The 24,737-nt window shown below is 69.2% G+C and carries 20 protein-coding genes and 1 pseudogene; 9 read left to right on the forward strand and 12 right to left on the reverse strand.

Translation table 11 applies throughout. The annotated features are described in order from the left end of the window. Window positions 1-105 precede the first annotated feature (105 nt). Window positions 106-654 carry a cysteine hydrolase family protein gene (locus ADK64_RS37570; RefSeq protein ID WP_053666583.1) on the reverse strand — a complete coding sequence of 183 codons (549 nt, stop codon included), beginning with the start codon at window positions 652-654 and terminating at the stop codon, window positions 106-108. Window positions 655-738: 84 nt separating this feature from the next. On the opposite strand from ADK64_RS37570, the gene ADK64_RS37575 reads away from it, so the two are divergent. Next, complete coding sequence (locus ADK64_RS37575) at window positions 739-1,305, forward strand: GNAT family N-acetyltransferase (protein WP_078993094.1); 567 nt, start codon at window positions 739-741, stop codon at window positions 1,303-1,305. Here the strand turns inward: ADK64_RS37575 and ADK64_RS37580 are convergent. From ADK64_RS37580 to ADK64_RS37620, 9 genes are all read right to left on the reverse strand, one after another. Continuing rightward, window positions 1,302-2,783, reverse strand: a complete 1,482-nt coding sequence (locus tag ADK64_RS37580) for a hypothetical protein (RefSeq protein WP_053666585.1) — start codon at window positions 2,781-2,783, stop codon at window positions 1,302-1,304. The genes ADK64_RS37575 and ADK64_RS37580 overlap by 4 nt on opposite strands. Window positions 2,784-2,799: 16 nt before the next feature. Beyond that, window positions 2,800-4,212, reverse strand: coding sequence for an ATP-binding protein (locus ADK64_RS37585; protein ID WP_053666586.1), 1,413 nt, complete (start codon window positions 4,210-4,212; stop codon window positions 2,800-2,802). Window positions 4,213-4,218: 6 nt separating this feature from the next. Beyond that, window positions 4,219-5,778: an SCO6880 family protein gene (locus tag ADK64_RS37590; RefSeq protein ID WP_053666587.1), complete on the reverse strand. Its 1,560-nt coding sequence runs from the start codon at window positions 5,776-5,778 to the stop codon at window positions 4,219-4,221. Next, on the reverse strand, window positions 5,775-7,124 hold the full coding sequence (locus ADK64_RS37595; RefSeq protein WP_053666588.1) for a hypothetical protein: 1,350 nt from the start codon (window positions 7,122-7,124) through the stop codon (window positions 5,775-5,777). The genes ADK64_RS37590 and ADK64_RS37595 overlap by 4 nt, the downstream gene beginning before the upstream one ends. Then, on the reverse strand, window positions 7,114-7,950 hold the full coding sequence (locus ADK64_RS37600) for a hypothetical protein (protein WP_053666589.1): 837 nt from the start codon (window positions 7,948-7,950) through the stop codon (window positions 7,114-7,116). Before ADK64_RS37600 ends, ADK64_RS37595 begins: the two co-directional genes overlap by 11 nt. Before the next feature lie 154 nt (window positions 7,951-8,104). Next, entirely contained in the window at window positions 8,105-8,413 is a 309-nt protein-coding gene (locus tag ADK64_RS37605) for a hypothetical protein (RefSeq protein WP_014673544.1), read from the reverse strand. Window positions 8,414-8,774: 361 nt separating this feature from the next. Continuing rightward, on the reverse strand, window positions 8,775-10,061 hold the full coding sequence (locus tag ADK64_RS37610; protein ID WP_053666590.1) for a S53 family peptidase: 1,287 nt from the start codon (window positions 10,059-10,061) through the stop codon (window positions 8,775-8,777). Between the two features lie 326 nt (window positions 10,062-10,387). Further along, window positions 10,388-11,752, reverse strand: a complete 1,365-nt coding sequence (locus ADK64_RS37615) for a S53 family peptidase (RefSeq protein WP_053666591.1) — start codon at window positions 11,750-11,752, stop codon at window positions 10,388-10,390. A gap of 263 nt (window positions 11,753-12,015) precedes the next feature. Continuing rightward, complete coding sequence (locus tag ADK64_RS37620) at window positions 12,016-12,657, reverse strand: TetR/AcrR family transcriptional regulator (protein WP_053666599.1); 642 nt, start codon at window positions 12,655-12,657, stop codon at window positions 12,016-12,018. Between the two features lie 71 nt (window positions 12,658-12,728). Between ADK64_RS37620 and ADK64_RS37625 the strand changes: the two genes are divergently transcribed. Further along, window positions 12,729-13,655 (forward strand): oxidoreductase, encoded by a 927-nt coding sequence (locus ADK64_RS37625; protein WP_053666592.1) that lies wholly within the window; start codon window positions 12,729-12,731, stop codon window positions 13,653-13,655. 620 nt (window positions 13,656-14,275) lie between these two features. Here the strand turns inward: ADK64_RS37625 and ADK64_RS44345 are convergent. After that, window positions 14,276-14,710: pseudogene (locus ADK64_RS44345) on the reverse strand (hypothetical protein); the annotation flags it as partial. A 526-nt stretch (window positions 14,711-15,236) separates the two neighbouring features. Here ADK64_RS44345 and ADK64_RS37635 point away from each other — a divergent pair. From ADK64_RS37635 to ADK64_RS37645, 3 genes are all read left to right on the forward strand, one after another. Then, window positions 15,237-16,007: a trypsin-like peptidase domain-containing protein gene (locus tag ADK64_RS37635; RefSeq protein ID WP_053666594.1), complete on the forward strand. Its 771-nt coding sequence runs from the start codon at window positions 15,237-15,239 to the stop codon at window positions 16,005-16,007. A 372-nt stretch (window positions 16,008-16,379) separates the two neighbouring features. Continuing rightward, on the forward strand, window positions 16,380-17,399 hold the full coding sequence (locus ADK64_RS37640) for an NlpC/P60 family protein (RefSeq protein ID WP_159046448.1): 1,020 nt from the start codon (window positions 16,380-16,382) through the stop codon (window positions 17,397-17,399). Window positions 17,400-17,629: 230 nt separating this feature from the next. Next, window positions 17,630-18,340, forward strand: a complete 711-nt coding sequence (locus tag ADK64_RS37645) for a phosphatase PAP2 family protein (RefSeq protein WP_053666595.1) — start codon at window positions 17,630-17,632, stop codon at window positions 18,338-18,340. An 18-nt stretch (window positions 18,341-18,358) separates the two neighbouring features. Here ADK64_RS37645 and ADK64_RS37650 read toward each other — a convergent pair whose 3' ends face one another. Then, on the reverse strand, window positions 18,359-19,915 hold the full coding sequence (locus ADK64_RS37650) for an FAD-binding oxidoreductase (RefSeq protein ID WP_053666601.1): 1,557 nt from the start codon (window positions 19,913-19,915) through the stop codon (window positions 18,359-18,361). Window positions 19,916-20,271: 356 nt separating this feature from the next. On the opposite strand from ADK64_RS37650, the gene pstS reads away from it, so the two are divergent. From pstS to pstB, 4 genes are all read left to right on the forward strand, one after another. Next, complete coding sequence (pstS, locus tag ADK64_RS37655; protein WP_053666602.1) at window positions 20,272-21,408, forward strand: phosphate ABC transporter substrate-binding protein PstS; 1,137 nt, start codon at window positions 20,272-20,274, stop codon at window positions 21,406-21,408. Window positions 21,409-21,532: 124 nt separating this feature from the next. After that, window positions 21,533-22,543 carry a phosphate ABC transporter permease subunit PstC gene (pstC, locus tag ADK64_RS37660; protein WP_053666596.1) on the forward strand — a complete coding sequence of 337 codons (1,011 nt, stop codon included), beginning with the start codon at window positions 21,533-21,535 and terminating at the stop codon, window positions 22,541-22,543. Then, window positions 22,540-23,601: a phosphate ABC transporter permease PstA gene (gene pstA / locus ADK64_RS37665; protein WP_053666597.1), complete on the forward strand. Its 1,062-nt coding sequence runs from the start codon at window positions 22,540-22,542 to the stop codon at window positions 23,599-23,601. Before pstC ends, pstA begins: the two co-directional genes overlap by 4 nt. Window positions 23,602-23,666: 65 nt before the next feature. After that, a complete protein-coding gene (gene pstB / locus ADK64_RS37670; protein WP_053666598.1) occupies window positions 23,667-24,443 on the forward strand; it encodes a phosphate ABC transporter ATP-binding protein PstB in 777 nt (258 codons plus the stop codon). Window positions 24,444-24,737: the final 294 nt, after the last annotated feature.

The raw sequence follows: 24,737 nt of genomic DNA on the forward strand, positions 1-24,737 counted from the left end.
TGGTACTGCAGGGGGGACCCTGTGGGAGAGTAGGACGCCGCCGAACAATCTTTGGGAAAACCCCCGCACCGATGGTGCGGGGGTTTTCTGCGTTCAGGGACTTTCTCAGAAAGTCACGTCGGCCGTGTCCACCGTGCCGCCCTGGCGGCCGGGTGCGCGGTGCCACTTCCAGTAGAGGTTGGTGTGGGCGATCACCTGTTCCGGGGTGGGAGCGCCGTACCGGGTGTGGTCCTCCGTGGTGTGGGCGTCGGCGACCAGTGTCGCGTCGTAGCCACGGACGATCGCGCCGTGCAGGGTGGAGCGGATGCATATGTCCGTCTGGGCGCCCGTGACGAGGAGCCGGCCCACCTTGTGTTCGGTCAGGACCGACTCCAGCTCGGTTTCCTCGAAGGAGTCCGGGTAGTTCTTGGACACGAGAGGCTCGGTGTCCCGCCGGACCAGCTCCGGGACGTACTTCCAGCTTTCGCTGCCCTCTTTCAGGTGCTCGTCGGAGTGCTGCACCCAGATCACCGGCACGCCGGCCGTGCGGGCCCTGTCGGCAAGGATGCTGATGTTGGCGATGACGTCGTCGCGGTTGGGGGAACCCGTCACCACGCCGTTCTGTACGTCGATGACGAGCAGCGCGGTGTTCGGTCGATCGGGAAGTGTGGTCATGGGCCGACACCCTAGGCGCCGGCACTGACAACAGCCCGGTTTATCCGTGTGAGAGGGCGCCGTGCTCGTACTAGCGTGGCCCTCATGAGTACTCTGACCAGCGGTGACTACGTCATCCGTGCCATACGACCGGACGACTGGCCTCTAGTGAAGCAGCTGCGGCTCGATGCGCTGCGGGACCCTGTGGCCCACCTCGCCTTTCTGGAGTCGTACGACGAGGCTGCGAGCCGGTCGGACGCCTTCTGGCAGGACCGGGCGATCGGATCCGGTGAGGGGTCCTCGGCGGCCCGGCAGTTCATCGCCGAGGCGTCCGACGGGTCGTGGGCCGGCACGTTGACCGTGCTCATCGAAGAGGCCGGGACGAAGGACTGGAAAGAGGGCACGGTCGAGCGCCGGCAGGGGCATGTGGTCGGGGTGTACGTACGGCCCGGGCACCGTGGGAACGGGCTGATCAAGGCGCTGCTGGACGCCGGTGTGACCTGGGCGTGGGAGCGGGACGCGCAGCGGGTACGGCTGTACGTGCACGAGGAGAACGCCCGGGCGCAGGGCGCGTACCGGAAGGCGGGTTTCGTGCCGAGCGGGGAGATCGTGCCGTTCGTGCGGGATCCGGCGCAGTGGGAACTGGAGCTCGTCGTCGAGCGGCAGGGCTAGACGGGGAGTTCCTGGTGCGGCCAGCGGGAGCGGGCCTGTTCGCGGGAGCGGAGCAGGGCGAGCGTGGGCAGGCCCTGGTCGGTTCCGCCGGTGAGCAGGTCCGGGAGCTGGGGGAGCGGGGCCACGGCCGCGATGTCGTCCAGGACCAGGGTGAGTGGTGGGTCGAGCCGACCGGAGGATGACCGTTCGGCCATGCGCCGGCCACGCTCGACCACGCTGGAGACGAGAGCCGTCAGGAGTGGCATCGCGCCCGGGTTGCTCCTGGGGTCCTCGATGGATTCACCGATCACGTAAAGCGTGCCCCCTTCGTGGACGAAGGAATCCAGGGCGAGCGCATCAGTTCGGTTTGGCGTGCAGGCTTCGCGGATGTTGACGGTGAAGAGGGCGGACAGGGCCCGGCTGGTCAACTCCTGGGCGATGTCCCGGCGTTCGGGGTGCCCGGTGAGGGCGGCCTCGAGTTCGCCCGCGGCGCCGGGGGCGGCCTTGGGGTGGGTGCGGAGGGTGCGTACGGCGTCCTGGATCTGGGTGCCCTGGGCCCAGCGGTGGACGTGGCGGATGGTGCGGTTCTCCAGGGCGGCGGCGTGCAGGTAGCTCCGTAGGAGCGTTGTGGCCGTGTCCGCCACCGCCTGGTCGATCTTGGCTGTGGGTTGTACCGGGGCGAGGAGGGCGGTGGCTCTGTGGAGGGCCGTCTGCTTGTCCTCGCAGCCCGTTGTGGGAGACCAGTGGAGGCGGGCCGGGGTGTCGCAGAGGTGGCTGGGGTCGTAGAGAAGGGTGGGGCCGAGTTTGGCCTTGGCGTCCTTGGTCTCCGCCCAGAGAGCCGGGTTCGAGGTGACGAGGAGGGTGGGGCCCTCCGCGTCGCGTACGGCTTGGGCCGCGGCCGTCTGGCGGCTTTCCCGGGGTGCGATGAGGAGTCTCTCCCACCCGGCCAGCCGTTCACCGATGGCCGGGCGGCCGGTCAACGGCGCTTCCGGTACCGCCGGCGCTTCCGGTACCGCCTCCTGGAGGGTTTCCGCCGGTGCCGGTGCCGGTGCCGGTGCCGGTTCTGGTTCCGGTTCCCTGCGGGGCAGGGGCACCTCGTGTTGTGGCTCGGGCGGCGGTACGGCCTTGCGCCGTGCCTTGCCCGCCCGCCACCTCGCCGTCGCCCCCATCACGAACACCGTGAGGACGAAGAGGATCATCAACTGGCCGATGAACAGGCCCCAGAACAGGCCCCAGCCGGAGAGCTGGGGTGCGGGGGTGTCCGGCCAGGCGCCGGTGAGGTCGTGAGGTCGGCCGATGAGGTGGCGCATGGCCAGGGGGGTGCGGGTGAAGGTGACGCCGGTGGGCCAGGCGCCCTTGGTGAAGAGTGCCGCCAGGCCCGTGGCCGTCCACACCAGCACGGTCATGCCGAGGAGGAACGCGAGTATGCCGATCAGGAGGCCGTCGGGAATGCCTCCCTGGCCCTCCCCGCGGCTGCCACGGCGATCGTCCGGTCTCACGCGTCCCTCACTCCTCCTACGCCACTGTCGACTCGGAGTCGCCCAGGTGCTGTTCGACGAAGGCCGCCGCCCGCTGTTCGGCCTCCAGCTCGGCGGCGCGCAGGGCCTCGTCGGCCGCGAGGTCGCTGGAGGACTGGGTCATCGCGCGGTCGGTGAAGACGAGAGGCCGTTCCGTCTCCGTGACCAGGTGTTTGACCACCTGGACGTTGCCGTTGACGTCCCAGACCGCGATGCCGGGGGTGAGCGTGGGAATGATCTCCACCGCCCAGCGGGGCAGGCCCAGTACGCGGCCCGTCGCCCTCGCCTCGTCGGCCTTCTGGGCGTAGATCGTGCGGGTGGACGCCATCTTGAGGATCGCGGCCGCCTCCTTCGCCGCCGCGCCGTCGACCACGTCGGACAGATGGTGGACGACCGCCACGAAGGACAGGCCGAGCCGGCGTCCGAACTTCAGCAGGCGCTGGAACAGCTGGGCCACGAAGGGGCTGTTGATGATGTGCCAGGCCTCCTCGACCAGGAAGATGCGCTTCTTCCGGTCGGGGCGGATCCAGGTGTGCTCCAGCCACACGCCGACGATCGCCATGAGGATGGGCATGGCGATGGAGTTGCGGTCGATGTGGGACAGGTCGAAGACGATGAGGGGGGCGTCGAGGTCGATGCCGACCGTCGTGGGGCCGTCGAACATGCCGCGCAGGTCGCCGTCGACCAGGCGGTCCAGGACGAGGGCGACGTCCAGGCCCCAGGCGCGGACGTCGTCTATGGCGACGTTCATCGCCTCGGCCGACTCCGGTTCGGGGTGGCGCAGCTGCTCCACGATGTCGGTCAGGACCGGCTGGCGGTCCAGGATCGTCTCGTTGACGTAGGAGTGGGCGACCTTGAGGGCGAAGCCGGAGCGTTCGTCCAGGCCGTGGCCCATCGCGACCTCGATGATGGTCCGCAGCAGGGCGAGCTGGCCCGTCGTCGTGATCGAGGGGTCCAGGGGGTTGAGCCGGATGCCGTGGTTGAGGGCGGCGGTCGGGTCCAGGCGGATGGGAGTTATCCCCAGCTCCTCCGCGATGAGGTTCCATTCGCCGACGCCGTCCTCGCCCTGGGCGTCCAGGACGACCACCTGGCGGTCCTTGAAGCGCAGCTGCCGTAGGACGTAGGTCTTCTCCAGGGCCGACTTGCCGTTGCCGGACTCGCCGAGGACGAGCCAGTGCGGGGCGGGGAGCTGCTGGCCGTAGAGCTGGAAGGGGTCGTAGATGTAGCCCTTGCCGGAGTACACCTCGCGGCCGATGATGACGCCGGAGTCGCCGAGGCCGGGGGCGGCGGTCGGCAGATAGACCGCCTGGGCCTGGCCCGTGGAGGTGCGCACCGGCAGCCTGGTGGTCTCGACCTTCCCGAAGAGGAAGGAGGTGAAGGCGTCGGTGAGGACGGACAGCGGGTCCCGCATCAGGTCCTACCTCCGGATGCCGGTGGCAAAGGGCAGCGTGTTGACGAACGCGCGGTGGTGCTCGCGGTCGCACCACTCCAGCTTCAGATACGACTTGCCGGCGGAGGCCCTTATGGTGCGCTTGTCGCGGGCGAGGGCCTCCGGAGTGCGGGACGAGACGGTGATGTAGCCGACCAGGTTGACGCCGGCGGCGCCGCTGGCGAGGTCCTCGCCGCGCTGGTCGAGACGGTTGTGGGCGGCGATGTCCCGGGGGTCGACGGTCCGGTTCATCTTGGCGGCGCGGGACGCCTCGGCCTCGTCGTTGGTCTTCTCGGTCAGCATGCGCTCGATGGCGACCTCGGTGGGTTCGAGGTCCATCGTCACGGCGACCGTGCGGATGACGTCCGGGGTGTGGACGAGGAGGGGGGCCAGGAAGTTGACGCCGACCGGGGTCATGGGCCACTCCTTCACCCAGGCCGTGGCGTGGCACCAGGGGGCGCGGGTGTTGGACTCGCGGGTCTTGGCCTGCAGGTAGGTGGGTTCCATGGCGTCCAGCTCGGCCGGCCAGGCGTTGCGCTGGGTCATCGCCTGGATGTGGTCGATGGGGTGGTCCGGGTCGTACATGGAGTGGACGAGGGAGGACAGCCGCCCCTGACCGAGCGGCTGCCGTACCCGGATGTCGGCTTCCTGCAGGCGCGAGCAGATGTCGGTCAGCTCGCGGGCCATGACGACGGCGAGGCCGGCGTCGCGGTCCAGTTTGCGGCCGGACTGCGGGCGGGCGGCGCGGGCCATGGCCTGGGCCTCGGCGGCGAGTTCGCGGGTGTAGTGCATACAGGCGACGAGGTAGGCGCGATGCTGCTCGCTGCTGGTGGACACCATGGACTGGAGCTGGTCGTAGGAGCGGGACAGCCAGTCCGGGGCGCGGCCGTCGCCGCGCAGGGCGACGTCCTTGGCGTGCGCGTCGGGGTCGGCGGGCAGGGTGCGGGCCAGCATCTGGATGCGGGTGACGAAGCCGTCGCCGTTCGCCACGTGCTTGAGCAGGGTGCCGAAGCGGTCGACCAGGGCCTCCTGGTCCTCGGAGTCGCGCAGGCCGACGCCGGGCCCCTCGATCTCGATGGCGGCGGTGACGGTCTTGCGGTCGGCGTGCAGCAGTACGGCGATCTCGTCGGGCCCGAACGGGGCGGCGAGCCAGCTGATCCGGCCGATGCCGGGCGGCGGGCCGATCTCCACCTCGCGCCCGTCGATCCGGGTGCCGGCCTCGATGACGGCCGAGCGGTAGGTGGCGCCGCGTTTGACGGTGCGCTTGTAGCTGCGGTTGATCTCGAACCACTTGTAGAAGGTGCGGCGCTTGTACGGCACGTAGACCGCGGCGAGCGCGAGCAGTGGGAAGCCCGTCAGCAGCACGATCCGCAGGGACAGGACCGGGACGAGGAGGCCGCACATCATGCCGAGGAACGCGCCGACGACGATCAGTGCGATCTCGCCGGACTCGCGGTTCCGGCCGACGATCGCGTTCGGCCGGGCACGGCCGATGAGATACGTACGGCGGGGCGTGATCGGATGGGACAGATGGGACTCGGTCGTCAACGCCCTTCACCTCCTGAGCGGTTGTTGCGGGCGTTGCCGGCGTGCGGGGTGTTGGCCGGGCTGGGTGCGCGGGGTGCGGGCGTGGCGGAGGGGACCGCTCCGCCGCCGCCCGAGGTGGGGGTACGGCTGCTGTGGGCGGCGACGCCGCCGCTGGCGGGGTTGGCCGGGCGGGGTGTGCTGCCGCTGGTGCCGCCTGCGCCGCCTCCGTTGTTGTCGGCGCGGGAGCTGTGGGTCTTGATGCCCTGGGCGACGAGGGTGGCGGGGGAGCTGATGACGGCGGCGGCCTTGCTCTCGGCGCCCTGCATGATGCGGTTGTTGCGGCCGTTCGCGATCTCGTCGCCGAAGCCGGGGACGAAGCGGTAGATCATCGCGCTGGCGAAGATGGCGAGCAGGATGATGGCGAGGCCGGAGACGACGGCGGAGAAGGAGTCGGGGCCGTTGCCGGAGGAGAGCGCGCCGGCGAGGCCGAGCACGATCACGATGACGGGTTTGACGAGGATGACGGCGATCATGATCCCCGCCCAGCGCCGCACGTGCCCCCACAGGTTCTTGTCGACGAGGCCGGCGTAGACGACCGTGCCGAGGAGGGCGCCGACGTAGAGGAGGGCGGCGCGGATGACCAGTTCCAGCCAGAGGACGCCGGCGGCGAGGATGCTGACCAGGGAGACGACGATCAGCATGATCGGGCCGCCGCCGATGTCGGTGCCCTTGCCGAGGGCGCCGGAGAAGGTGCCGAAGAAGGTGTCGGCCTGGTCGCCGGTGGCTTTCGCGAGGACGTCGGTGACGCCGTCGGCGGCCGAGACGACGGTGTACAGGATCAGCGGGGTGAAGGCGGAGGCGAGCACCGTGAGCCACAGGAAGCCGACGGCTTCGGAGATGGCGGTGGTCAGCGGCACACCGCGCACCGCTCGCTTGGCCACGGCCAGGAGCCACAGCAGGAGGGTGAGGATCGTGGAGGCGGCGAAGACGACGGCGTACTGCTGAAGGAACTTCTCGTTGGTGAAGTCGACGTTGGCGGTCTCCTTCACGGCTTTGCTCAGTTTGTCGATGGTCCAGGAGGCCGCCTCGGCGCAGCCCTTGGCCAGCGAGGACAGCGGGTCGAGCGTCGAGGTGTCCGGGACGTTCGCGCCGCCGGATCCGCTGGAGGTGTTGCCGCGTTCGCAGTACTTCTTGGCTTCGCCGGAGATGACGCCGCAGTTGTACTTGCCCGACGCCGAGGGTGACGGGCTGCCCGAGGGCGTGGGAGAGGGCGCGGCGACGGCACGCGTGGCCAGCAGTACGGCCGTGGTCTGTACGGCTGCCACGATTGCGGCGAGCTTCAGCGCACGTTGCGGGCTACCGGGCATACGTGAACCCTCCGTACTGTTCGATGGCCTTGCTGATCTCGTCGGAGGTGGCGGCCTTGTCGTCACCGGGTACCGGGGCCGGGCCGTCCTTCTGGTTGTCGGAGGCGATCTTCCAGTCGCCGCCGGACCACTGCAGGTCGAACGTCCATGTCTTCCAGGACGAGGTGACGGGGTCGGTCGAGGAACTGCCGGACATGCCGATGAGTCCCACGTACCAGACCGCGACCTCGGCGCCTGTGCCCGAGTAGCTCCGCACTGTCGTGCCGACCGGGACGACCCGCGAGACGAAGGTGCTGCCGTTGGGCGGGTTGCCCGCCGAGTCGAGGCCCATCTGGGCGAGGAAGCCGGTCGAGTAGGCCTGGTCCATCTGCCCCTGGAGACGGTCCGCAGCTTCCGAGGTGTACAGCAGTTGCAGCAGTCTGTGGCGGTTGTCCTTGTTGAACATGCCGGTCGAGCCCAGTGCCACGGCATAGTTCGAGGCCGCCGACTGCGCGCCCTGCTCCGTGTTCGCGAATCCTGTCGGTACACCGCTGGACTTGGTCTCCACCGGACGCGTTCCGCTGGCCGTCGTCGGAGCGGCCGCCGGCTTGTTGCCCTTTCCGGACGTGCTGTCGGAGGAGGAAGAGGAGTGGTCGCCCCGATTGGCGAACGCGATCGCCGCGATCAGGAGGACCACCACGCCCACCACCGTCACCAGGCTTCGGGAGGAGGAGCGGGTGGGGCGGCGGGGGGCGCCGCCGTAGGGGTCGTTTTCGGGGAGGCGGGTTCGGGTGTGGCCCGTGGTGTCGCCGTAGTCGGCGTAGGACCCTTCGTCTCCGGGATTCATGTCGTGTACGCCCCCTCACCCTCGTAGACATACGACGGTAGCCGTGCTGGTTCCCGCGCGGGCGCGGTGTGTTGACTCGACATCAGGGAGACGCAACCTCAGCCGGTGGGCACGACGGGTGGGTGGTGGGGGAGGGGTGCGGGCGGTGGAGGGGTCAGACCGCCATGCCGTACACGATCGTGAACAGGGTGCCGAGGGAGCCGATGATGAAGACTCCGGTGAGGCCCGCGATGATGAGGCCCTTGCCCTGTTCCGCGCTGAAGGTGTCGCGGAGGGCCGTGGCGCCGATGCGCTGTTTGGCCGCGCCCCAGACCGCGATGCCGAGGCAGAGCAGGATGGCCACCGCCATCACCACCTCGATCATCACCTTCGCCTCGTTGCCCAGGCTGCCGAAGGGGCCCCAGTCCGGAGCGATCCCGCCGATGATGGTGTTGATGTCTCCCTTGTCGGCCGCAAAGAGCATGTAAGTCACCGCCCCTGGTGGGTAGTTCCGTTGGCCCCCTGCGGGGTGCAGAGGTCAGGCCTCATTGTCGCCGACAACGGCGCCGACGTATGTCGACTTGACGTCATTGACTGGCGGGTTTCGTACGAATGGCTCGTACGGTGACTCTGTGTATCACGGCAGGTCACGCCGGGCAACGAGGTCAGACCGGAACCTGTCGTGTGGTTCTGTCGTTGTCCTCCTTTACGACCTGGCGCGGTTTCTGACGGCCGGTCGGGTGAGGCTTCGGCACGATGTTCTCATGGGGGGCGGGCGGGAAATGGACAAGGCCCCGACGGCCGGGTGCCGTCGGGGCCTTTGACGTGCGATGCGGTCGGTGCGGTCAGCCGGTGAAGGCCGACGTGCCCTGAGGGGTGCCCCAGCCGGTCGGGCCGTCGTAGCCCGACTGGGCGGTGCACAGGTAGCTGGGGGTGCAGCTGCCGTTGTTGCCGCTGGTGACGTCGTTCAGTGCGCTGGTGCCGGCCGCGGTGTACGGGAACTTGGCCGGGTAGCTGCCGCTGGACGGGGTGCCGGCGAGGGCGTAGACCGAGGCGATGATCGGCGAGGAGGCGCTGGTGCCGCCGAAGGTGTACCAGCCGGCCGTCACTCCGTAGGAGTCGTAGACCGAGACGCCGGTGGCCGGGTCGGCGACCGCGGAGACGTCGGCGATCGTGCGCTTGGCGCAGCCGGTGTCCGTCTGCCAGCTGGGCTTGGCGTCGTAGGCGGAGCAGCCGGAGCCGGTGCCCTCCGTGCTGCTCGTCTCCCAGACGGTCTCCGTCCAGCCGCGGGTCGTCGAGGAGGACTTCGACAGGGCCGTGCCGCCCACCGAGGTCACGTACTTCGAGGCGGCCGGGTATTCGGCGCCGTAGGCCTCGTCACCGGCGGAGACGGTGATCGCGACGCCCGGGTGGTTGAAGTACGAGGAGTCGTACGAGGTGTCGGAGGAGGATTCCGAGCCGCCGTAGCTGTTGGAGACGTATTTCGCGCCCAGGGTGACCGCCTCGTTCACCGCGGTGCCCAGGTTGGCCATCGTCGCGGACTTGGCCTCGACCAGCAGGATGTTGCAGTTCGGGCAGACGGCGGAGGCCATGTCGAGGTCGAGGGACTCCTCCTCGGCCCAGCCGCTGTCGGCGGAGGGCAGGGAGGTGGTGGAGCCGGTCTGGCTGACCTGCTTGAAGCAGCCACTGGCCTTGGTGCAGGCGGGCAGGCCGTAGTACGAGCGGTACTTGGCGAGGTCGGCCTCGGCGTTCGGGTCGTTGTAGGCGTCCACGATCGCGATGGTCTCGCCGGAGCCCTTGGAGGCGGCGGCGGAGGTGAGGCCGTAGGCCGACTGGAGGTCCGAGGGGCCGTAGCCGGAGGGGGTGGAGGCGTCGGCGGCCTTCGGGGTGACGCCGGTCCGTGCGGCCTGCTGCTTCTGGAACGTGGTGAGGCCGCCGGTCACTCGGAGGGAGTCACAGGTGAGTTCGCCCTTGTGCTTGGGGTTGGCACAGGGGGTCGCGGTCCAGGTCGCCTTCGTCGTGGGGGCGGCCGCGTCGGCGTGGGCCGCGGTGCAGAGACCGGCGACGGCGAGTGCGGCGGTGGCCGCGAAGGCGGTGCCGAGGCGACGCCACCGTCTGTGAGTCGTACGCATGTGCAGCTCCTGATTTCCGGGTGGGGGGTGGGAACAGGGCTGTGCGGGTGCGTGCGGCGGTACGACGAAGACGATGACTTGTTGAGTACGCGACAACAAGGCTGGAGGGGAATCCTGGCGTCCGCCTTACCGAAGGATTCCGAACGCTTGACCCAACGCACAGACATTACAAGGGAGTTGGACAGAGAAGACGGGCCGCGGCCGGCTGCCGTGACCCGTCTTCCTTTCCGTGCCGCCGAGGGGACCCCACGTCCCCCTCACACAGGCGGCTCCCCGTGACCCGACGGGGCGGTCATCGCTCGGTCATCCAGTGCGTGATGCCTGACTCAGCCGGCGCTGAAGGCGCTCGTGCCTTCCGGGGTGCCCCAGCCGGTCGGGCCGTCGTAGCCCGACTTGGCGGTGCAGAAGTACGACGTGGAGCAGGTGCCGTTGTTGCCGCTCGTCACGTCGTTGAGGGCGGAGGTGCCGGCCGCCGCGTACGGGTACTGGGCCGGGTAGTCGCTGCTGCCCGGGGTGCCGGCGAGGGCGTAGACCGAGGCGATGATCGGCGAGGAGGCGCTGGTGCCGCCGTAGGTGTTCCAGCCGGTGCCGTCGGAGCCGTAGGAGTCGTAGACGGAGACGCCGGTGGCCGGGTCGGCGACCGCGGAGACGTCGGCGATCATGCGCTTGGCGCAGCCGCTGTCGGTCTGCCAGCTGGGCTTGGCGTCGTAGGCGGAGCAGCCGGAGCCGGTGCCCTCGGTGCTGGAGGTCTTCCAGACGCTCTCGGTCCAGCCGCGGCTGTTGGAGGAGGTCTTGAGGGCGGTGCCGCCGACGGCGGTCACGTACCGCGAGCCGGCCGGGTACTCCGCGCCGTAGGCCTCGTCGCCCGCGCTGGCGGTGATGGCGACGCCCGGGTGGTTGTAGTACTTGGAGTCGTACGAGGTGTCGGAGGAGGACTCCGAGCCGCCGTAGCTGTTGGAGACGAACTTGGCGCCGAGCTTGACGGCCTCGTTCACCGCGGTGCCCAGGTTGGCGTCGGACGCCGACTTGGCCTCGACCAGCAGGATGTTGCAGTTCGGGCAGGTCGCGCTGACCATGTCGAGGTCGAGGGAGATCTCACCGGCCCAGCCGCTGTCGGCGGAGGGCAGGGAGGTCGTCGAGCCGGTCTGGCCGACCTTCGTGAAGCAGCCGTTGTCGCTGGTGCAGTCCGACAGGCCGTACTGCGACCGGTAGGTCGCGAGGTCGGCCTCGGCGTTCGGGTCGTCGTAGGCGTCGACGATGGCGACGGTCTCGCCGGAGCCGTTGGAGGAGGCCGCGTCGGTCAGGCCGTAGGCCGACTGGATGTCCGAGGGGCCGTATCCGGTGGGGGAGTCGGACGCGGCGTTCGGCTTGACGGTCTTGGGCGCGATGCCCTTGAGCGCGGCCTGCTTCTCCATGAAGGCGGTGGTGCCGCCGGTGACGCGCAGGGCGTTGCAGGCGGCGTAGCCCTTCTTCGGGGTCGCGGCGCAGGCCTTCTCGTACTGGACGTGGGCCTTGGCGACCTGGGTGGCGATCGTCTTGGCGCTCACCTTGTGGCTCGTGGCGGTGTCCGCGCTGGCGTGGGCGGCGGTGCCGAGGCCGGCGACGACGAGCGCGGTGGCGCCCACGGCGGCCGAGCCGATGCGGCGCCATCTACCGCGTATGTGAGGGGAGTTGGGGTTGGACGTACGCAAGGTACAGCCTCCTGGAAGTGGTGGGCAGAGGCCTGCGGGTGTGGGGGTCCACCGGTGGGTGACCGGTGGGGGCGGCGGCCCGCGACCGACCATCGCTTGTTGAGTACGCGACAACAAGGGGATTTCGGAATTCTGACTCCCGCGTTACTGAAGGCGGGGCAGGGCTTACTGATCAATGGCTGTGTGCTGGTTCTGTGCTGGGGGTGGCTTGACCTGGGCGCGGGTCGCCCACGGTAGAGGGCCGGTGGCGAAGCGGCGGGAGATCAGCGGGGCTTCAGGCCGTGCAGCAGCAGATGGACGTGTTCGTCCAGGCCGGCCAGCGCCTCCTCGGCGTCGAGCGCGCAGCTGGCGATGAGCGCGGCGAGGCCGTGCAGGCTCGCGGCGACGACCGTGGTGATGCGCTCGGGGTCGCCCTGGACGATCTCGCCGCGCTCCTGGGCGTCGGCCATCATCCGGGTCAGGGAGCCGAGGGACTGGTCGACGGCGTCGGTGAGCTGGGCGGAGCTGTCCGGGTGGTGCTTGCGCGTGAACATCAGCTCCAGCAGCTCGGGGTTGTCGACGGCGAAGCCGAGGTAGGCCCGCGCGAGCGCCGTCATCCGCTCCTCGAAGGACTGGACCGGACGGTCGGCGGCGACGGTCAGGGCCTGGTTCAGGCGCTCGTACCCGTGCAGCGCGAGGGCGTCGAGGAGGGTCTGCTTGTCCTTGAAGTGCCGGCCGGGGGCGGCGTGGCTCACGCCGATGTCCCGGGCCAGCTCGCGCAGCGAGAGGGCGCCGGCCCCCTTCTCGCGCAGGGTGCGCTCGGCGCTCCTGAGGAGGGCGGTGCGCAGGTCTCCGTGGTGGTACGGGCGATTCGCCGACGAGCCTGACGAGCCCGACGGGGTCGACCGGGCTGAGGACGGGGGCATGCGCGACATGCGGACCATCGTAACCTGATGTTGTCATTGACATCATTGTTGCTGATGCCTACATTGGCGCCATGACTGCGGACAAGACTGCTCGATGGAATGCGGCCCACCTTCCCGACCTGACCGGCCGTACGGCCGTGATCACCGGCGCCAACAGCGGCCTCGGCCTCGCGACCGCCCAGGCGCTGACCCGGGCCGGGGCGCACGTGGTGTTCGCCGTACGGGACCTCGCGCGCGGCGGTGCCGCGGCGGCCCGGGCCGGCGGCAGTACCGAGGTGCGCCGGCTGGATCTGGCGGACCTGGACTCGGTACGGGAGTTCGCCGAGGCGTGGGACCGCCCGCTGGACCTGCTGATCAACAACGCGGGCGTGATGATGCTGCCGGAGCAGCGGACGAAGCAGGGCTTCGAGATGCAGTTCGGTACGAACCACCTCGGGCACTTCGCGCTGACGAACCTGCTGCTGCCGCACGTCACGGACCGCGTGGTGACGGTGTCCTCGGGTCTGCACCGCGGCGGCGACGGGGTGATCCACTTCGAGGACGTGAACCTGCGCGGCCGCTACTCGCCGTCCCGCGCCTACGCCCAGTCCAAGCTGGCGAATCTCCTGTTCACCCTGGAACTCCAGCGCCGTCTGACCGAGGCGGGCTCCGGCGTCCGTGCCCTGGCCGCCCACCCCGGCTACGCGGCCACCAACCTCCAGAGCCACCACGCCAACCCCGTGGCCAGGGCCGTCATGACGGTCGGCAACAAGGTCTTCGCCCAGACCGACACGGCGGGCGCCCTGCCCACCCTCTACGCCGCGAGCCAGGACCTGCCCGGGGCGGCCTACGTCGGCCCCGACGGCCTCGGCGAGATGCGCGGTGCCCCGACCCTGGTCGGCCGCAGCGCGGCGGCGAGCGATCCGGAGGCGGCGCGGCGGCTGTGGACGCTTTCGGAGCAGATGACGGGGGTGGCGTGGGGGGCCGAGGAGGCCTCCCGTGCTGTCGTCGAGAACTGATTTATGTCGGGGTTTTGAAGGGCAATCCTCGCTTGCATGTGTCCGTGTTCTCGACGACTTTTGTGTAGGCGGTGATGAGTCGCTTCATGGCGTCGGGGTCCTCGGCTTGGTGATCGAGCTTGGAATTGGCCTTCCCCCCACGAAGAATGCCGTGTTGGAGCCCGACAGCCACTCCTGCGAAGCCTGCACTGCGAGGTGGGAGTCGACGCGGACCTCGCAACGTGCTGTGATGCCGGCGACCAGTTTCTGCTTGACTGTGATCGTTCGGCCAGGCGGCATGAACGGTGCCAGTGTGTCGCTGTCGACTGGAATACCGCACAGGGATTTCGGGACTGCGTACTGACGGGTTTCCTTGTGGTCGCTGCACCCGGACAGCGTCACAAGAAGCGCGGCAGCCGCGGCTGCGACGACAGAGGTAGTCGAAGTCGGAGACGGCCTTCTTGTGGTCCCCGTCCTGCGGGATGAAGTCGTCGTTGAAGAAGTCCGTGGCGGCCGTGGGGTTGTTCGCCAGGCCCTTCAGGTATCCGTTGAGCGGGTCCCAACCACCGTCGCTGCCCTCGTAGTTGAGCTGGGGGCAGATGTTCGCCTGCCAGGCCACGTTCTTGCCGTCGTCCGTGTAGAAACCCGGCGTCCAGGGTGTCGATGCTGCTCATCGTGCGCGCGATGTAGCCGTCGTCACCGGAGTGGATCTTCCGGGTGGTGTGCATGTGGTTGGAGATCTGCGCGCACGCGTCCAGCAGCGACTTCAGCTGGTCCTCCCAGCGCTGGGCCGCGTGCTTCAGGCCCTTGCCCAGGGCGAATCCCTGTCTGGTGAGGTCGCCGGCGGCCGACTCGCTCGTGGACTCGGCCACCCGGGCCTTGTCCCACAGCTGGGTGTAGAGCGAGTGGGCCTCTTTGCCGATCTGTTCGAGGGAGCCGTTGCTGACCTTCAGGTCACCGTAGGTGCTGGGGCCGCCTCCGCCGACCGGGTCGGCCAGGTGGTTGAGCTGCGTGTGTGTCGATCCGCGAGTCTTCGCGTCGGCTTTGAGCTGATCCCACTCGTCCCATGACGTCAGTGCTGCCTGTCCCCGTTGCCGCGGCTTGTGCCGTTCGTGGGTGCGTCGTTGCGGTTGCCAATGGTAAGACCATGACAAGAGTGGGGTGAGCGGGCCGGGCTTCTGATGCCCAGGCAGGCGAACGCATGAGTCGTGTTGGCTGTCGGCGCTCTGGGCGAAGCGGTCGAACTCGCCTGCCCGTACATCGGGTACGACGGCGCTCCCCTTGCGCCGCGCCTGTGGTCGTACCGCGCCTCGGGTGGACCTGTGCGAACTCCTGGAGCGTCTCCGTGCTGCGGGAAGCCGGTGGGGGCGGATCGCCGGAGTCGTGGCGCTCCGTGATCGTGCCTGGTCGGAATGGAGGAGGGCGGGCCCAGGAGCGGTGTGCCTCTTCCATAAGTGACCGGCGGGGCCTTACTTTCGTCGGTGACCGACCGTGAGTCCGTACAGCCGTTCGGGCCGCGGTGGTGCCCTCCCGCGGTTTCACAGGAAAATCTCAGTGAAGTCTCAGCGGGTTTCTCACGTTCGTGGGACAGAGTGGAGGCTGATGAAGCGCATCACACGCATCTCGGTTCACTCACGTCCCGCGTTGCTCGGGGCGGTGGTGATGCTCGCCCTGACCTCGGCGTCCGTAGCGGCCGCCGATGACGGGCCGGGGCCCCTCGGAGTCACCGCCGAGGCCACCGCGACTCGGCATACGGTGCGCGTCGGCGCGCTCTTCGGCGCGGACCGGGCCGACCAGCTGAAGAACGGCCACTTCTGTACGGCCTCGGTCGTGCACAGCCCGCAGGGCGACCTCATCGTCACCGCGGCGCACTGCGTGAGCAACGCCGACAACGACCTGGTCTTCGCGCCGGGCTACCGGGGCGGGCGGGCGCCGTACGGGGTGTGGAAGGTCGGCAAGCGCTACCTGCCCGACGGGTGGGCCAAGGACCAGGACGAGGACAGCGACCTGGCCTTCGCCGTGGTGGACGACCTGGGCGGGCGGCGGCTGGAGAACGTGGTCGGAGCCAACCGCTTCACGACCGGCATGGCCACCGGTGCCACCGCCGTGACCCTCATCGGCTACCCGGACACCCGCGAGGTGCCGATCAGCTGCACCAACAAGCCGACCCCGCACAGCAGCACCCAGCAGCGCATCGACTGCCCCGCCTTCACCGCCGGCACCAGTGGCAGCCCCTGGATCAACGGCGACGGCCAGGTCGTCGGCGTCCTCGGCGGCCACGAGCAGGGCGGGTTGACCGACGACGTGTCGTACAGCGTGGTGCTGGGGAGCGAGGCGGCGGAGCTGTACCGGGACGCGACGACCGGTCGGTGACGCTCCGTCAATCGCAGGCGGCCGGCCGGTCGCCGTCCGGGTGATCCGGGACGAGATCGCCGCCGCTCCGTCCTCGCCCGGACCGTCACCGCATCGGCATCGTCGGCGGGGGCCGGGTGCGCTCCGGCACATCCGGACACCGTGCTCCCGGCGTACTGATCCGCAATCAGGTCCGCCCGGGCCTCGACGCGTTCGCCCGGGCGCGAGCATGGCCTGCGCCGACACAGGCAGGATCCCCTCACGACCACGGGCAGCCTGCTGCCCGAGCTCTCCGGACCGGACGGCCGGTAGCCCGCACGAGCGCCTCGAATAGGCCGAAATATTGGCCGTTTGAACAGACGTGCTGCGAAAGTGGCCTTGAACGGGCGTCATATGGGGGAGGGTTGGGTCGTGCGCAAAGTGTGGGTGGTGGGTGGCGTCGCGGTCGGGCTCGGCCTGAGCTTCGTGATGCTCCTCGTCGTCGGCGTGTACGTCGTCGCCGGAAACCTCGTCAACGGCGTCGGCTCGGGCAGTGTGGGGCTGGCCAAGGGGGCCGTGCCGGCGGCGTACAAGGCGCTCGTGCAGAAGTGGGGGAACCTGTGCCCCGCTCTCAACCCCGCCATGTTGGCCGCCCAGTTGTACCAGGAGAGCGGCTTCAACCCGAACGCGCAGAGCCCGGCGAAGGCGGAGGGCATCGCGCAGTTCATCCCCGGCACCTGGGCGACGCACGGAGTTGACGGCAACGGTGACGGCGTCCGCAACGTCTGGGACCCGAACGACGCGATTCCCTCGGCCGCGGCGTACGACTGCGAACTGGCGAAGTACGTCAAGGACGTGCCCGGGAACGTCTCGGAGAACATGCTCGCCGCCTACAACGCGGGCGCGTACGCGGTGATCAAGTACGGGGGCGTGCCGCCGTACGGCGAGACCCAGAACTACGTGAAGACGATCACAACCCTGGAGAAGAGCTTCGCCGCCCCGGTGACCCGGGTCGACCCCACCCAGCAGGCCGCCGGTGCCATCGCGTTCGCGCAGAGCAAGCTCGGTACGCCGTATCTGTGGGGCGGTGAGGGGAGCGCCGAGCAGGGTGGGCGGTTCGACTGTTCGGGGCTGACGCAGGCCTCCTACGCCAAGGTCGGGATCACCCTGCCGCGGGTGGCCAACGATCAGTACAACGCCGGGGCGCACCCCTCGCGGGACCAGCTTCTCCCCGGTGACCTGGTGTTCTTCTCCACCGACCTCAGCGACTCGCGGGCCATCCATCATGTGGGGATCTACGTGGGCGGGGGATACATGATCGACGCGCCGCGGACCGGGGCCGTCATTCGGTTCGATCCCATCGACACCCCTGATTACTTCGGCGCCACCCGCGTCACCCAGGATGGCGCAAAAGCGCTCCCCACAGCGGTGTGAACCGAGCGTGAACCCACCCCCTGAGCTGCGATGATGAGTCTCTCTTCGATAACGTCTGCGTGATCTTTCAGTGGAGAGTGGAACGTATTGACGGGGGCTGTGCGTTCCTGTTGACGTAGCCGAGCGGACGTCGATGCGGCAGTGCAGCGGAAGCGGATCTACGAACCACGGGGGGCATGAGCGGCGCACACGAGGTGCGTCCGGGAAGACGACGAAGGGGCCGCAGCACCATGGCTGTACTCGCCGAATCCGGATCGAACCCCGACGTCGGCCTGCTCTACGACATCAACGGCCTCGCCGGGGACGCCCCGCACTGGTTCGACCGGGCCATGGCGTTCGTAGGCGAGTACGGCCTGCTGACCGGCATGGTGCTCGTCGTGCTCTGGTGCTGGTGGTCCGTGCGGCGCCGGGGTGGTGAGGACGCCGCGTCCTCCGTCGCCGCGCTGGTGTGGGCGCCGCTCGCGGCCGCCATCGCCGTGTTGGTCAACATCCCCATCCGGGGGTTCGTGGGACGGCCCCGGCCCTTCGTCGATCACCAGGGCCTGGACGTCCTCGTCTCCGGCAAGACCGACTTCTCCTTCGTCAGCGATCACGCGACCATCACCATGGCCCTCGGGGTGGGGCTGTTCGTCGCCAACCGGCGCTTCGGCATCGCCGGGATCGGGCTCGCGCTGTTGGAGGGCTTCTGCCGGGTCTACATGGGAGTGCACTACCCGACGGACGTCATCGGCGGCTTCGCCCTCGGTACGGCGGTCGCGCTGCTGCTGTCCCCGGCTGCCATGGCCCTGCTCACCCCGCTGATGCGGGCCGTGGAGCGCTCGCCGCGGGCGGGGTGGATCGTACGGCGCCGGGCCGGGGCCGAGGACGGCCAGGCCCTCGTGCCCAGCGCGCGTACGTCCGTGGAGAAGGTGGAGAACGAGGAGCGGGACCTGGCGGCGTAGCCGCCGGGCGGTCGGCCGCTACAGCCCCTGCGCGTAGGAGAAGAAGCGCTGCGGGTCGTACTGCTTCTTCACCTTCGCCAGCCGCGGCACCGCGTCCCCGTAGTACGCCTTGCGCCAGTCGCTCAGCGTCGCGTCCGTGTAGTTCTGGTACGCCGCGCCCGAGGCGTACGGCGCCATCGCCTGGTGCGCCGACGTCAGCCAGGACTGGGCGGTGCTGCCCGAGGCTCCCGCGCCCCAGGACGCTATGTACTGGGCCAGCATGCGGGAGCGGCGGTGCACGAAGGCCGTCGCCGTGGGGCTGACGCGGTTCACCGCGCCGCCGAGGGCCGTGAAGGCGATGCTGCCCGCGCCGCCCCGTACCGAGGCGATCTGCCGCAGCACCGTCTGGATGCCCGCAGCCGACAGCGAGCGGTCGAAGAAGTCGGAGCGGGCCGCGTACGTCTCTCGGCCGAGCCTGCCCTGCGGGGAGCGGCCCGGGGCCGAGCCCGGCAGATGGCACTGGGCGTCGGAGGAGAAGGAGGAGCAGCCGGCGTAGGCCTCCATCGCCTCCTCGTAGCCCTTGCGGCGCAGGGTGACCGAGGAGGCGTTCGCGCCTGCCTGGTGGGCGAGGCGGTCCACGGCGTTCTGCAGTTCGCCGTACGTTCCCATCGAGAAGCAGGCCACCGAGATGGCCGGGGTACGGCCCGGGGAGCACTCCAGGTGCAGGGAGGACCAGATCTCGTCGGGCTGGGTCGGGCCCCACTCCTGCCAGGCCTTCAGCACCGCCGCCGCCTTCGCCCACGGCCATGTCATGTACGCCGTCACGGCCTGCGGTGCCGCGTGGGTCTTGAACTGCAGCTCCGTGACGACCCCGAAGTTGCCGTTGCCCGCGCCGCGCAGCGCCCAGAAGAGATCGGAGTGGTTCTTGGCGTCCGCCGTCACCTGGGTGCCGTCCGCGGTGACGACCGTCGCCTGGGTGAGGCTGTCGCAGGTCAGGCCGTAGGCGCGGGAGGCGACGCCGTGGCCGCCGCCGAGGACCAGGCCGGAGACGCCGACGGTGGGGCAGGAGCCCGCGGGTATGGTCACGCCCTTCGCGGCCAGCGCCCGGTACACGTCGATCAGCTTGGAGCCCGCGCCGACGACCGCCTGTCCGCCGCTGACCCGGATGCGGTTCAGCTTGGAGACGTCGAGGATGAGGCGGTTGTCGCCGGAGGAGTAGCCGGCGTAGGAGTGGCCGCCGTTGCGTATGGACACGCGTATGCCGTGCGCCTGGGCGTAGGTGAGCGTGGTGCGTATGTCGTCCGCGTGCGCCACATAGGCGACCGCGGCGGGCTTCAGGGCGTCGAAGCGGGTGTTGTAGAGCTGGTGCGCCGTCTGCCAGCCCGCGTCGCCGGGCCGCACCAGGGTGCCGTCCAGGTCATGGGCGAGGGCCGTCCAGTTGGCGGCGGCGCTCTGGCTGGTGGTCTTCATCGCCGTACGCGACGATGAACCGGTGTTCACCGTGGCGGCGGACGTACCCGAGCCCGTGCTGCACCCGGTCAGTGCGGTCGCGGCCAGTGCGGCCGTGCCGCCCGCGATGAAGGTACGCCGTTCCATGCCCATCGTCGTGTGTCGCCTTTCCCCAGGCCGCCTTGGCCTTACCTGGGGTGAGACGACCCGATGGGCGCCTTGGTTCGTAACAGTTCGCACACAGGGAATCGAACGCCGAAGACGTGTGTACGTAACCCTCCGGTCGGAACCTTCGTGTGCTCTCCCCGTGAGCATTCCGTGACCTCACCGGGCCGACGGCAGGGGTTCACCTCTCGTTAACTTCTGGCCATCGGCGGCTTCACCTGTTCTGCCTAATTTCGGCCGTACCCGGTGCGGAGTGCGGCCATTGATGCGCTGCCCTCCCGCATCTCATGACTTCGCACGCCGCCGACTGCGGCGGCTCCTGGAAGGAACTCCCGAAAGTGAAGCTTCAGCGGCAGAACCGGCTGCGTGCCCTTTCGCTCGGTGCGATCGCCGTCTCCGGCGCCCTGGCCCTGACGGCGTGCGGCTCCGACGACAACGGTGGCGGTTCCAAGGCTTCGGGCGGCCCCTCTTCGTCCACCAATGCTTCCGCCATCAAGTGCGACAGCGCGAAGGGTCAGCTGCTGTCGGACGGCTCTTCCGCCCAGAAGAACGCCGTCCAGGCCTGGGTCAAGAACTTCTCGCAGGCCTGTGGCGTGCAGATCAACTACAAGGCCGGCGGTTCCGGTGCCGGTGTGACCGCGTTCACGCAGGGCCAGATCCCCTGGGCCGGCTCCGACTCCGCGCTGAAGCCCGAGGAGGTCACCGCCTCCAAGAAGATCTGCACGGGCGGCGGCCAGGGCATCGACCTGCCGATGGTCGGCGGCCCCATCGCCATCGGTTACAACGTGAACGGCGTCGACAACCTGGTCCTGGACGCCCCGACCCTCGCCAAGATCTTCGACGGCAAGATCAACAACTGGAACGACCCGGCGATCGCGAAGCTGAACCCCAAGGCGAAGCTCCCCGACCTGAAGATCCAGGCCTTCCACCGCTCGGACGACTCCGGCACCACGGACAACTTCACCAAGTACCTGAAGGCCGCCACCCCCGACAACTGGAAGTACTCGGGCGGCAAGACCTGGCAGGCCGGCGGTGGCCAGTCCGCCGCGCAGTCCTCCGGTGTGGCCCAGCAGGTCAAGCAGACCAACGGCGCCATCGGCTACTTCGAACTGTCCTACGTCGGTGACGGCATCAAGGCCGTGAGCATCAACACCGGTGCCGCCCAGCCGGTCGCCCCGAGCACCGACAGCGCCACCAAGGCCATCGCGGACGCCAAGGTCGTCGGCACCGGCAAGGACCTGTCGCTCCAGCTGAACTACAACACCAAGGCCGACGGCGCCTACCCGATCACCCTGGTGACGTACGAGATCGTCTGCGACAAGGGCAACAAGGCCGACACCCTGCCCACCGTCAAGTCCTTCCTCAACTACATGGCCTCCGAAGACGGCCAGAAGATCCTGAGCGGCATCAGCTACGCGCCGATGCCCGACGAGATCATCAGCAAGGTCCGCACCACCATCGCGGGCCTGAGCTGACCTGATCCGAGAGTGCGGCCCGGCCCCCACGGCCTCCCCGCGGGCCGGGCCGCACCGTCCGGTGCACCGCCGCCACGAGCCGCCCACCCCAGCCGGTGAGCGGCTCCGCAGACCGGAGAACCCGATGGACATATCGACCAAGACAACTGACACCCCTCCCCCCACCCCGCCCCAGCCGGACGCGACCGGGCACAAGCGCGCCGCGCGCACCGCGTCCCGCCCCGGTGACCGCGTCTTCCTCGGCCTGTCCCGGGGCTCGGGCATCCTGCTGCTGGTGATCATGGCCGCGATCGCGGTCTTCCTCACCTACCGCGCGTCCCTCGCGATCAGCAAGGACCACGGGAACTTCCTCACGACCTTCGAGTGGAACACCAACCTCACGCCGCCGTCCTTCGGCATCGCGGTCCTGGCCTTCGGCACGGTGGTCTCCTCGATCATCGCCATGGCCCTCGCCGTGCCGGTCGCGGTCGCGATCGCGCTGTTCCTCACGCACTACGCCCCGCGCAAGCTGAGCGGCCCGGTCGGCTACGTGATCGACCTGCTCGCCGCCGTGCCGTCCATCGTCTACGGCCTGTGGGGCGCGCTGATCCTCGTACCGCACATGAACGGCGTGTACGGCTGGCTCAACGACTACCTCGGCTGGACCGGGATCTTCTCCTGGCAGGGCGGCGCGCCCCGCTCGATGCTCACCGTGGGCATCCTGCTCGCGATCATGATCCTGCCGATCATCACCAACGTGAGCCGCGAGGTCTTCCGCCAGGTCCCGCAGATGCACGAAGAGGCCGCCCTCGCCCTCGGCGCCACGCGCTGGGAGGTGATCCGCATGGCCGTGCTGCCCTTCGGCCGCTCCGGCGTGATCTCCGCCTCCATGCTCGGCCTCGGCCGCGCCCTCGGTGAGACGATGGCAGTGGCCACCGTGCTGTCCCCGACCTTCGACATCCAGGCCAGCCTGCTCGACCCGGGCGGCGGCACCTTCGCCCAGAACATCGCCAGCAAGTTCGGCGAGGCGACGGAAAGCGGCCGTGACGCGCTCATCGCCTCCGGTCTCGTCCTGTTCGTCATCACCCTGCTGGTCAACGGCGCGGCCCGTGCGATCATCGCCCGCCGCAAGGAGTACTCGGGGGCCAACGCATGAGCACTGCAGCCGTCACCGACAAGCTGCCCAGCAGCCTGCGCAGCGCACGTCTGCCGAAGTGGTCGCCTTGGGCGATCGCCGCCGGTTCCGTCGTGGTCGCGGTGGGCATCGGCCTGGGCGCCGGCCTGAGCAGCAAGATCCAGTGGGGCTTGATCGCCGGGCTCCTGTTCCTCCTCGGCACCTTCGTCATCGCGACGCGGGTCGAGGGCCGGCGGCAGGCCAAGGACCGCATCGCCACCTCCCTGGTCTGGACGGCCTTCCTGCTCGCCGTCATCCCGCTGGTGTCGCTGATCTGGACCACCGTCAAGCGCGGTGTGAAGGTCCTGGACCCCTACTTCCTCACCCACTCGATGGGCATCGTCGCCGACACCGACCCCGGTGGCGGCATCTACCACGCCATCATCGGCAGCCTGGAGCAGGTCGGCCTCGCCACCCTCATCGGCGCCCCGATCGGCGTGCTCACGGCGGTCTACCTGGTGGAGTACGGCCGCGGCGGCCTCTCCCGTGCGGTCACCTTCTTCGTCGACGTGATGACGGGCATCCCCTCCATCGTCGCGGGTCTGTTCATCCTCAGCCTCATGCTGATGTTCAACATGGAGCCCTTCGGCTTCGCCGGTTCGCTGGCCCTGGCCATCCTGATGATGCCGGTCGTCGTCCGCTCCACGGAGGAGATGCTCAAGCTCGTCCCGAACGAGCTGCGCGAGGCGTCCCTGGCGCTCGGCGTGCCCAAGTGGCGCACCATCCTGAAGGTGGTCCTGCCGACCTCCATCGGCGGCATCACCACGGGCATCATGCTGGCGATCGCCCGTATCGCTGGTGAGACGGCACCGATCCTGCTGCTGGTGTGGGGCAACTCCTTCATCAACAACAACCCGTTCTCGGGTGCGCAGCAGGCCCTGCCGTTGTACATCTACCAGCAGTACGCGAACAGCTCGGGTTCCCCGGCAGCCTACGACCGTGCCTGGGCCGCTTCGCTCACGCTGATCGCCTTCGTGATGATCCTCAACCTGGTGGCTCGCGGCATCGCCCGCTGGAAGGCCCCGAAGACCGGTCGCTAAAGCGACGATTTCCGGCTCCGCGGGGCGGGGCCCTCTCAGCGACTGACTTGGAAGTGAAGTAGTAAATGGCCAAGCGAATCGACGTAAGCGGACTGACCGCTTACTACGGCTCCCACAAGGCGATCGAGGACATCTCGATGACGGTCGAGCCGCGTTCGGTGACGGCGTTCATCGGTCCCTCCGGCTGTGGCAAGTCGACGTTTCTGCGCACGCTGAACCGGATGCACGAGGTCACCCCCGGCGGCCGCGTCGAGGGCAAGGTGCTGCTGGACGACGAGGACCTGTACGGCACCGGCGTCGACCCGGTGACGGTGCGGCGCGAGGTGGGCATGGTCTTCCAGCGCCCCAACCCCTTCCCCACGATGTCGATCTTCGACAACGTGGCGGCGGGCCTGCGCCTGAACGGCAACTTCAGGAAGTCGGAACTGAACGACGTCGTCGAGAAGTCCCTGAAGGGCGCGAACCTCTGGAACGAGGTCAAGGACCGTCTGAACAAGCCCGGCTCGGGTCTGTCGGGCGGCCAGCAGCAGCGTCTGTGCATCGCCCGTGCGATCGCGGTGGAGCCGAAGGTTCTCCTCATGGACGAGCCGTGCTCCGCCCTGGACCCGATCTCGACGCTCGCGATCGAGGACCTGATCGGTGAGCTGAAGGAGCGCTTCACGATCGTCATCGTGACGCACAACATGCAGCAGGCGGCGCGTGTCTCGGACCGTACGGCGTTCTTCAACCTGGCCGCCGTGGGTCAGCCGGGCCGCCTCATCGAGATCGACGACACCGAGCGGATCTTCTCCAACCCGTCGGTCCAGGCGACGGAGGACTACATCTCGGGCCGCTTCGGCTGAGCCGGCCCGCGTCACAAAGACCCCTCGCGGTGCTGCATGGCGGTGCCACCGCGAGGACGCAAAGGGCCCGCCCCCGGCTGGGGGCGGGCCCACTGCGTTCATCCACGGCCACGTCCGGGGGCTCCACCCCCGATCCCACCGGGTCGCTGCGCTTGGCCGGTGCCGCCGTTTTGGGGGCTCCGCCCCCGACGCTGCCGGGGCTCTGCCCCAACCCTGACGGGGCTCCGCCTCAACCCCGCCGGGCTCCGCCTCCGGTCCCGCCGGGGCTCTGCCCCATCTCTGACGGGGCTCCGC

The organism is Streptomyces sp. MMG1121, from assembly GCF_001280015.1.
In the GTDB taxonomy this organism is placed as follows: Bacteria; Actinomycetota; Actinomycetes; order Streptomycetales; family Streptomycetaceae; genus Streptomyces.

Excerpts from the sequence above, each read along its gene's own strand:
- ADK64_RS37570 (WP_053666583.1), bottom strand. The coding sequence starts at position 654 with ATGACCACACTTCCCGATCGACCGAACACCGCGCTGCTCGTCATCGAC.
- ADK64_RS37575 (WP_078993094.1), top strand. The coding sequence starts at position 739 with ATGAGTACTCTGACCAGCGGTGACTACGTCATCCGTGCCATACGACCG.
- ADK64_RS37585 (WP_053666586.1), bottom strand. The coding sequence starts at position 4,212 with ATGCGGGACCCGCTGTCCGTCCTCACCGACGCCTTCACCTCCTTCCTC.
- ADK64_RS37595 (WP_053666588.1), bottom strand. The coding sequence starts at position 7,124 with ATGCCCGGTAGCCCGCAACGTGCGCTGAAGCTCGCCGCAATCGTGGCA.
- ADK64_RS37600 (WP_053666589.1), bottom strand. The coding sequence starts at position 7,950 with ATGAATCCCGGAGACGAAGGGTCCTACGCCGACTACGGCGACACCACG.
- ADK64_RS37605 (WP_014673544.1), bottom strand. The coding sequence starts at position 8,413 with ATGCTCTTTGCGGCCGACAAGGGAGACATCAACACCATCATCGGCGGG.
- ADK64_RS37610 (WP_053666590.1), bottom strand. The coding sequence starts at position 10,061 with ATGCGTACGACTCACAGACGGTGGCGTCGCCTCGGCACCGCCTTCGCG.
- ADK64_RS37620 (WP_053666599.1), bottom strand. The coding sequence starts at position 12,657 with ATGCCCCCGTCCTCAGCCCGGTCGACCCCGTCGGGCTCGTCAGGCTCG.
- ADK64_RS37625 (WP_053666592.1), top strand. The coding sequence starts at position 12,729 with ATGACTGCGGACAAGACTGCTCGATGGAATGCGGCCCACCTTCCCGAC.
- ADK64_RS37635 (WP_053666594.1), top strand. The coding sequence starts at position 15,237 with ATGAAGCGCATCACACGCATCTCGGTTCACTCACGTCCCGCGTTGCTC.
- ADK64_RS37640 (WP_159046448.1), top strand. The coding sequence starts at position 16,380 with ATGGGGGAGGGTTGGGTCGTGCGCAAAGTGTGGGTGGTGGGTGGCGTC.
- ADK64_RS37645 (WP_053666595.1), top strand. The coding sequence starts at position 17,630 with ATGGCTGTACTCGCCGAATCCGGATCGAACCCCGACGTCGGCCTGCTC.
- ADK64_RS37650 (WP_053666601.1), bottom strand. The coding sequence starts at position 19,915 with ATGGAACGGCGTACCTTCATCGCGGGCGGCACGGCCGCACTGGCCGCG.
- pstC (WP_053666596.1), top strand. The coding sequence starts at position 21,533 with ATGGACATATCGACCAAGACAACTGACACCCCTCCCCCCACCCCGCCC.
- pstA (WP_053666597.1), top strand. The coding sequence starts at position 22,540 with ATGAGCACTGCAGCCGTCACCGACAAGCTGCCCAGCAGCCTGCGCAGC.
- pstB (WP_053666598.1), top strand. The coding sequence starts at position 23,667 with ATGGCCAAGCGAATCGACGTAAGCGGACTGACCGCTTACTACGGCTCC.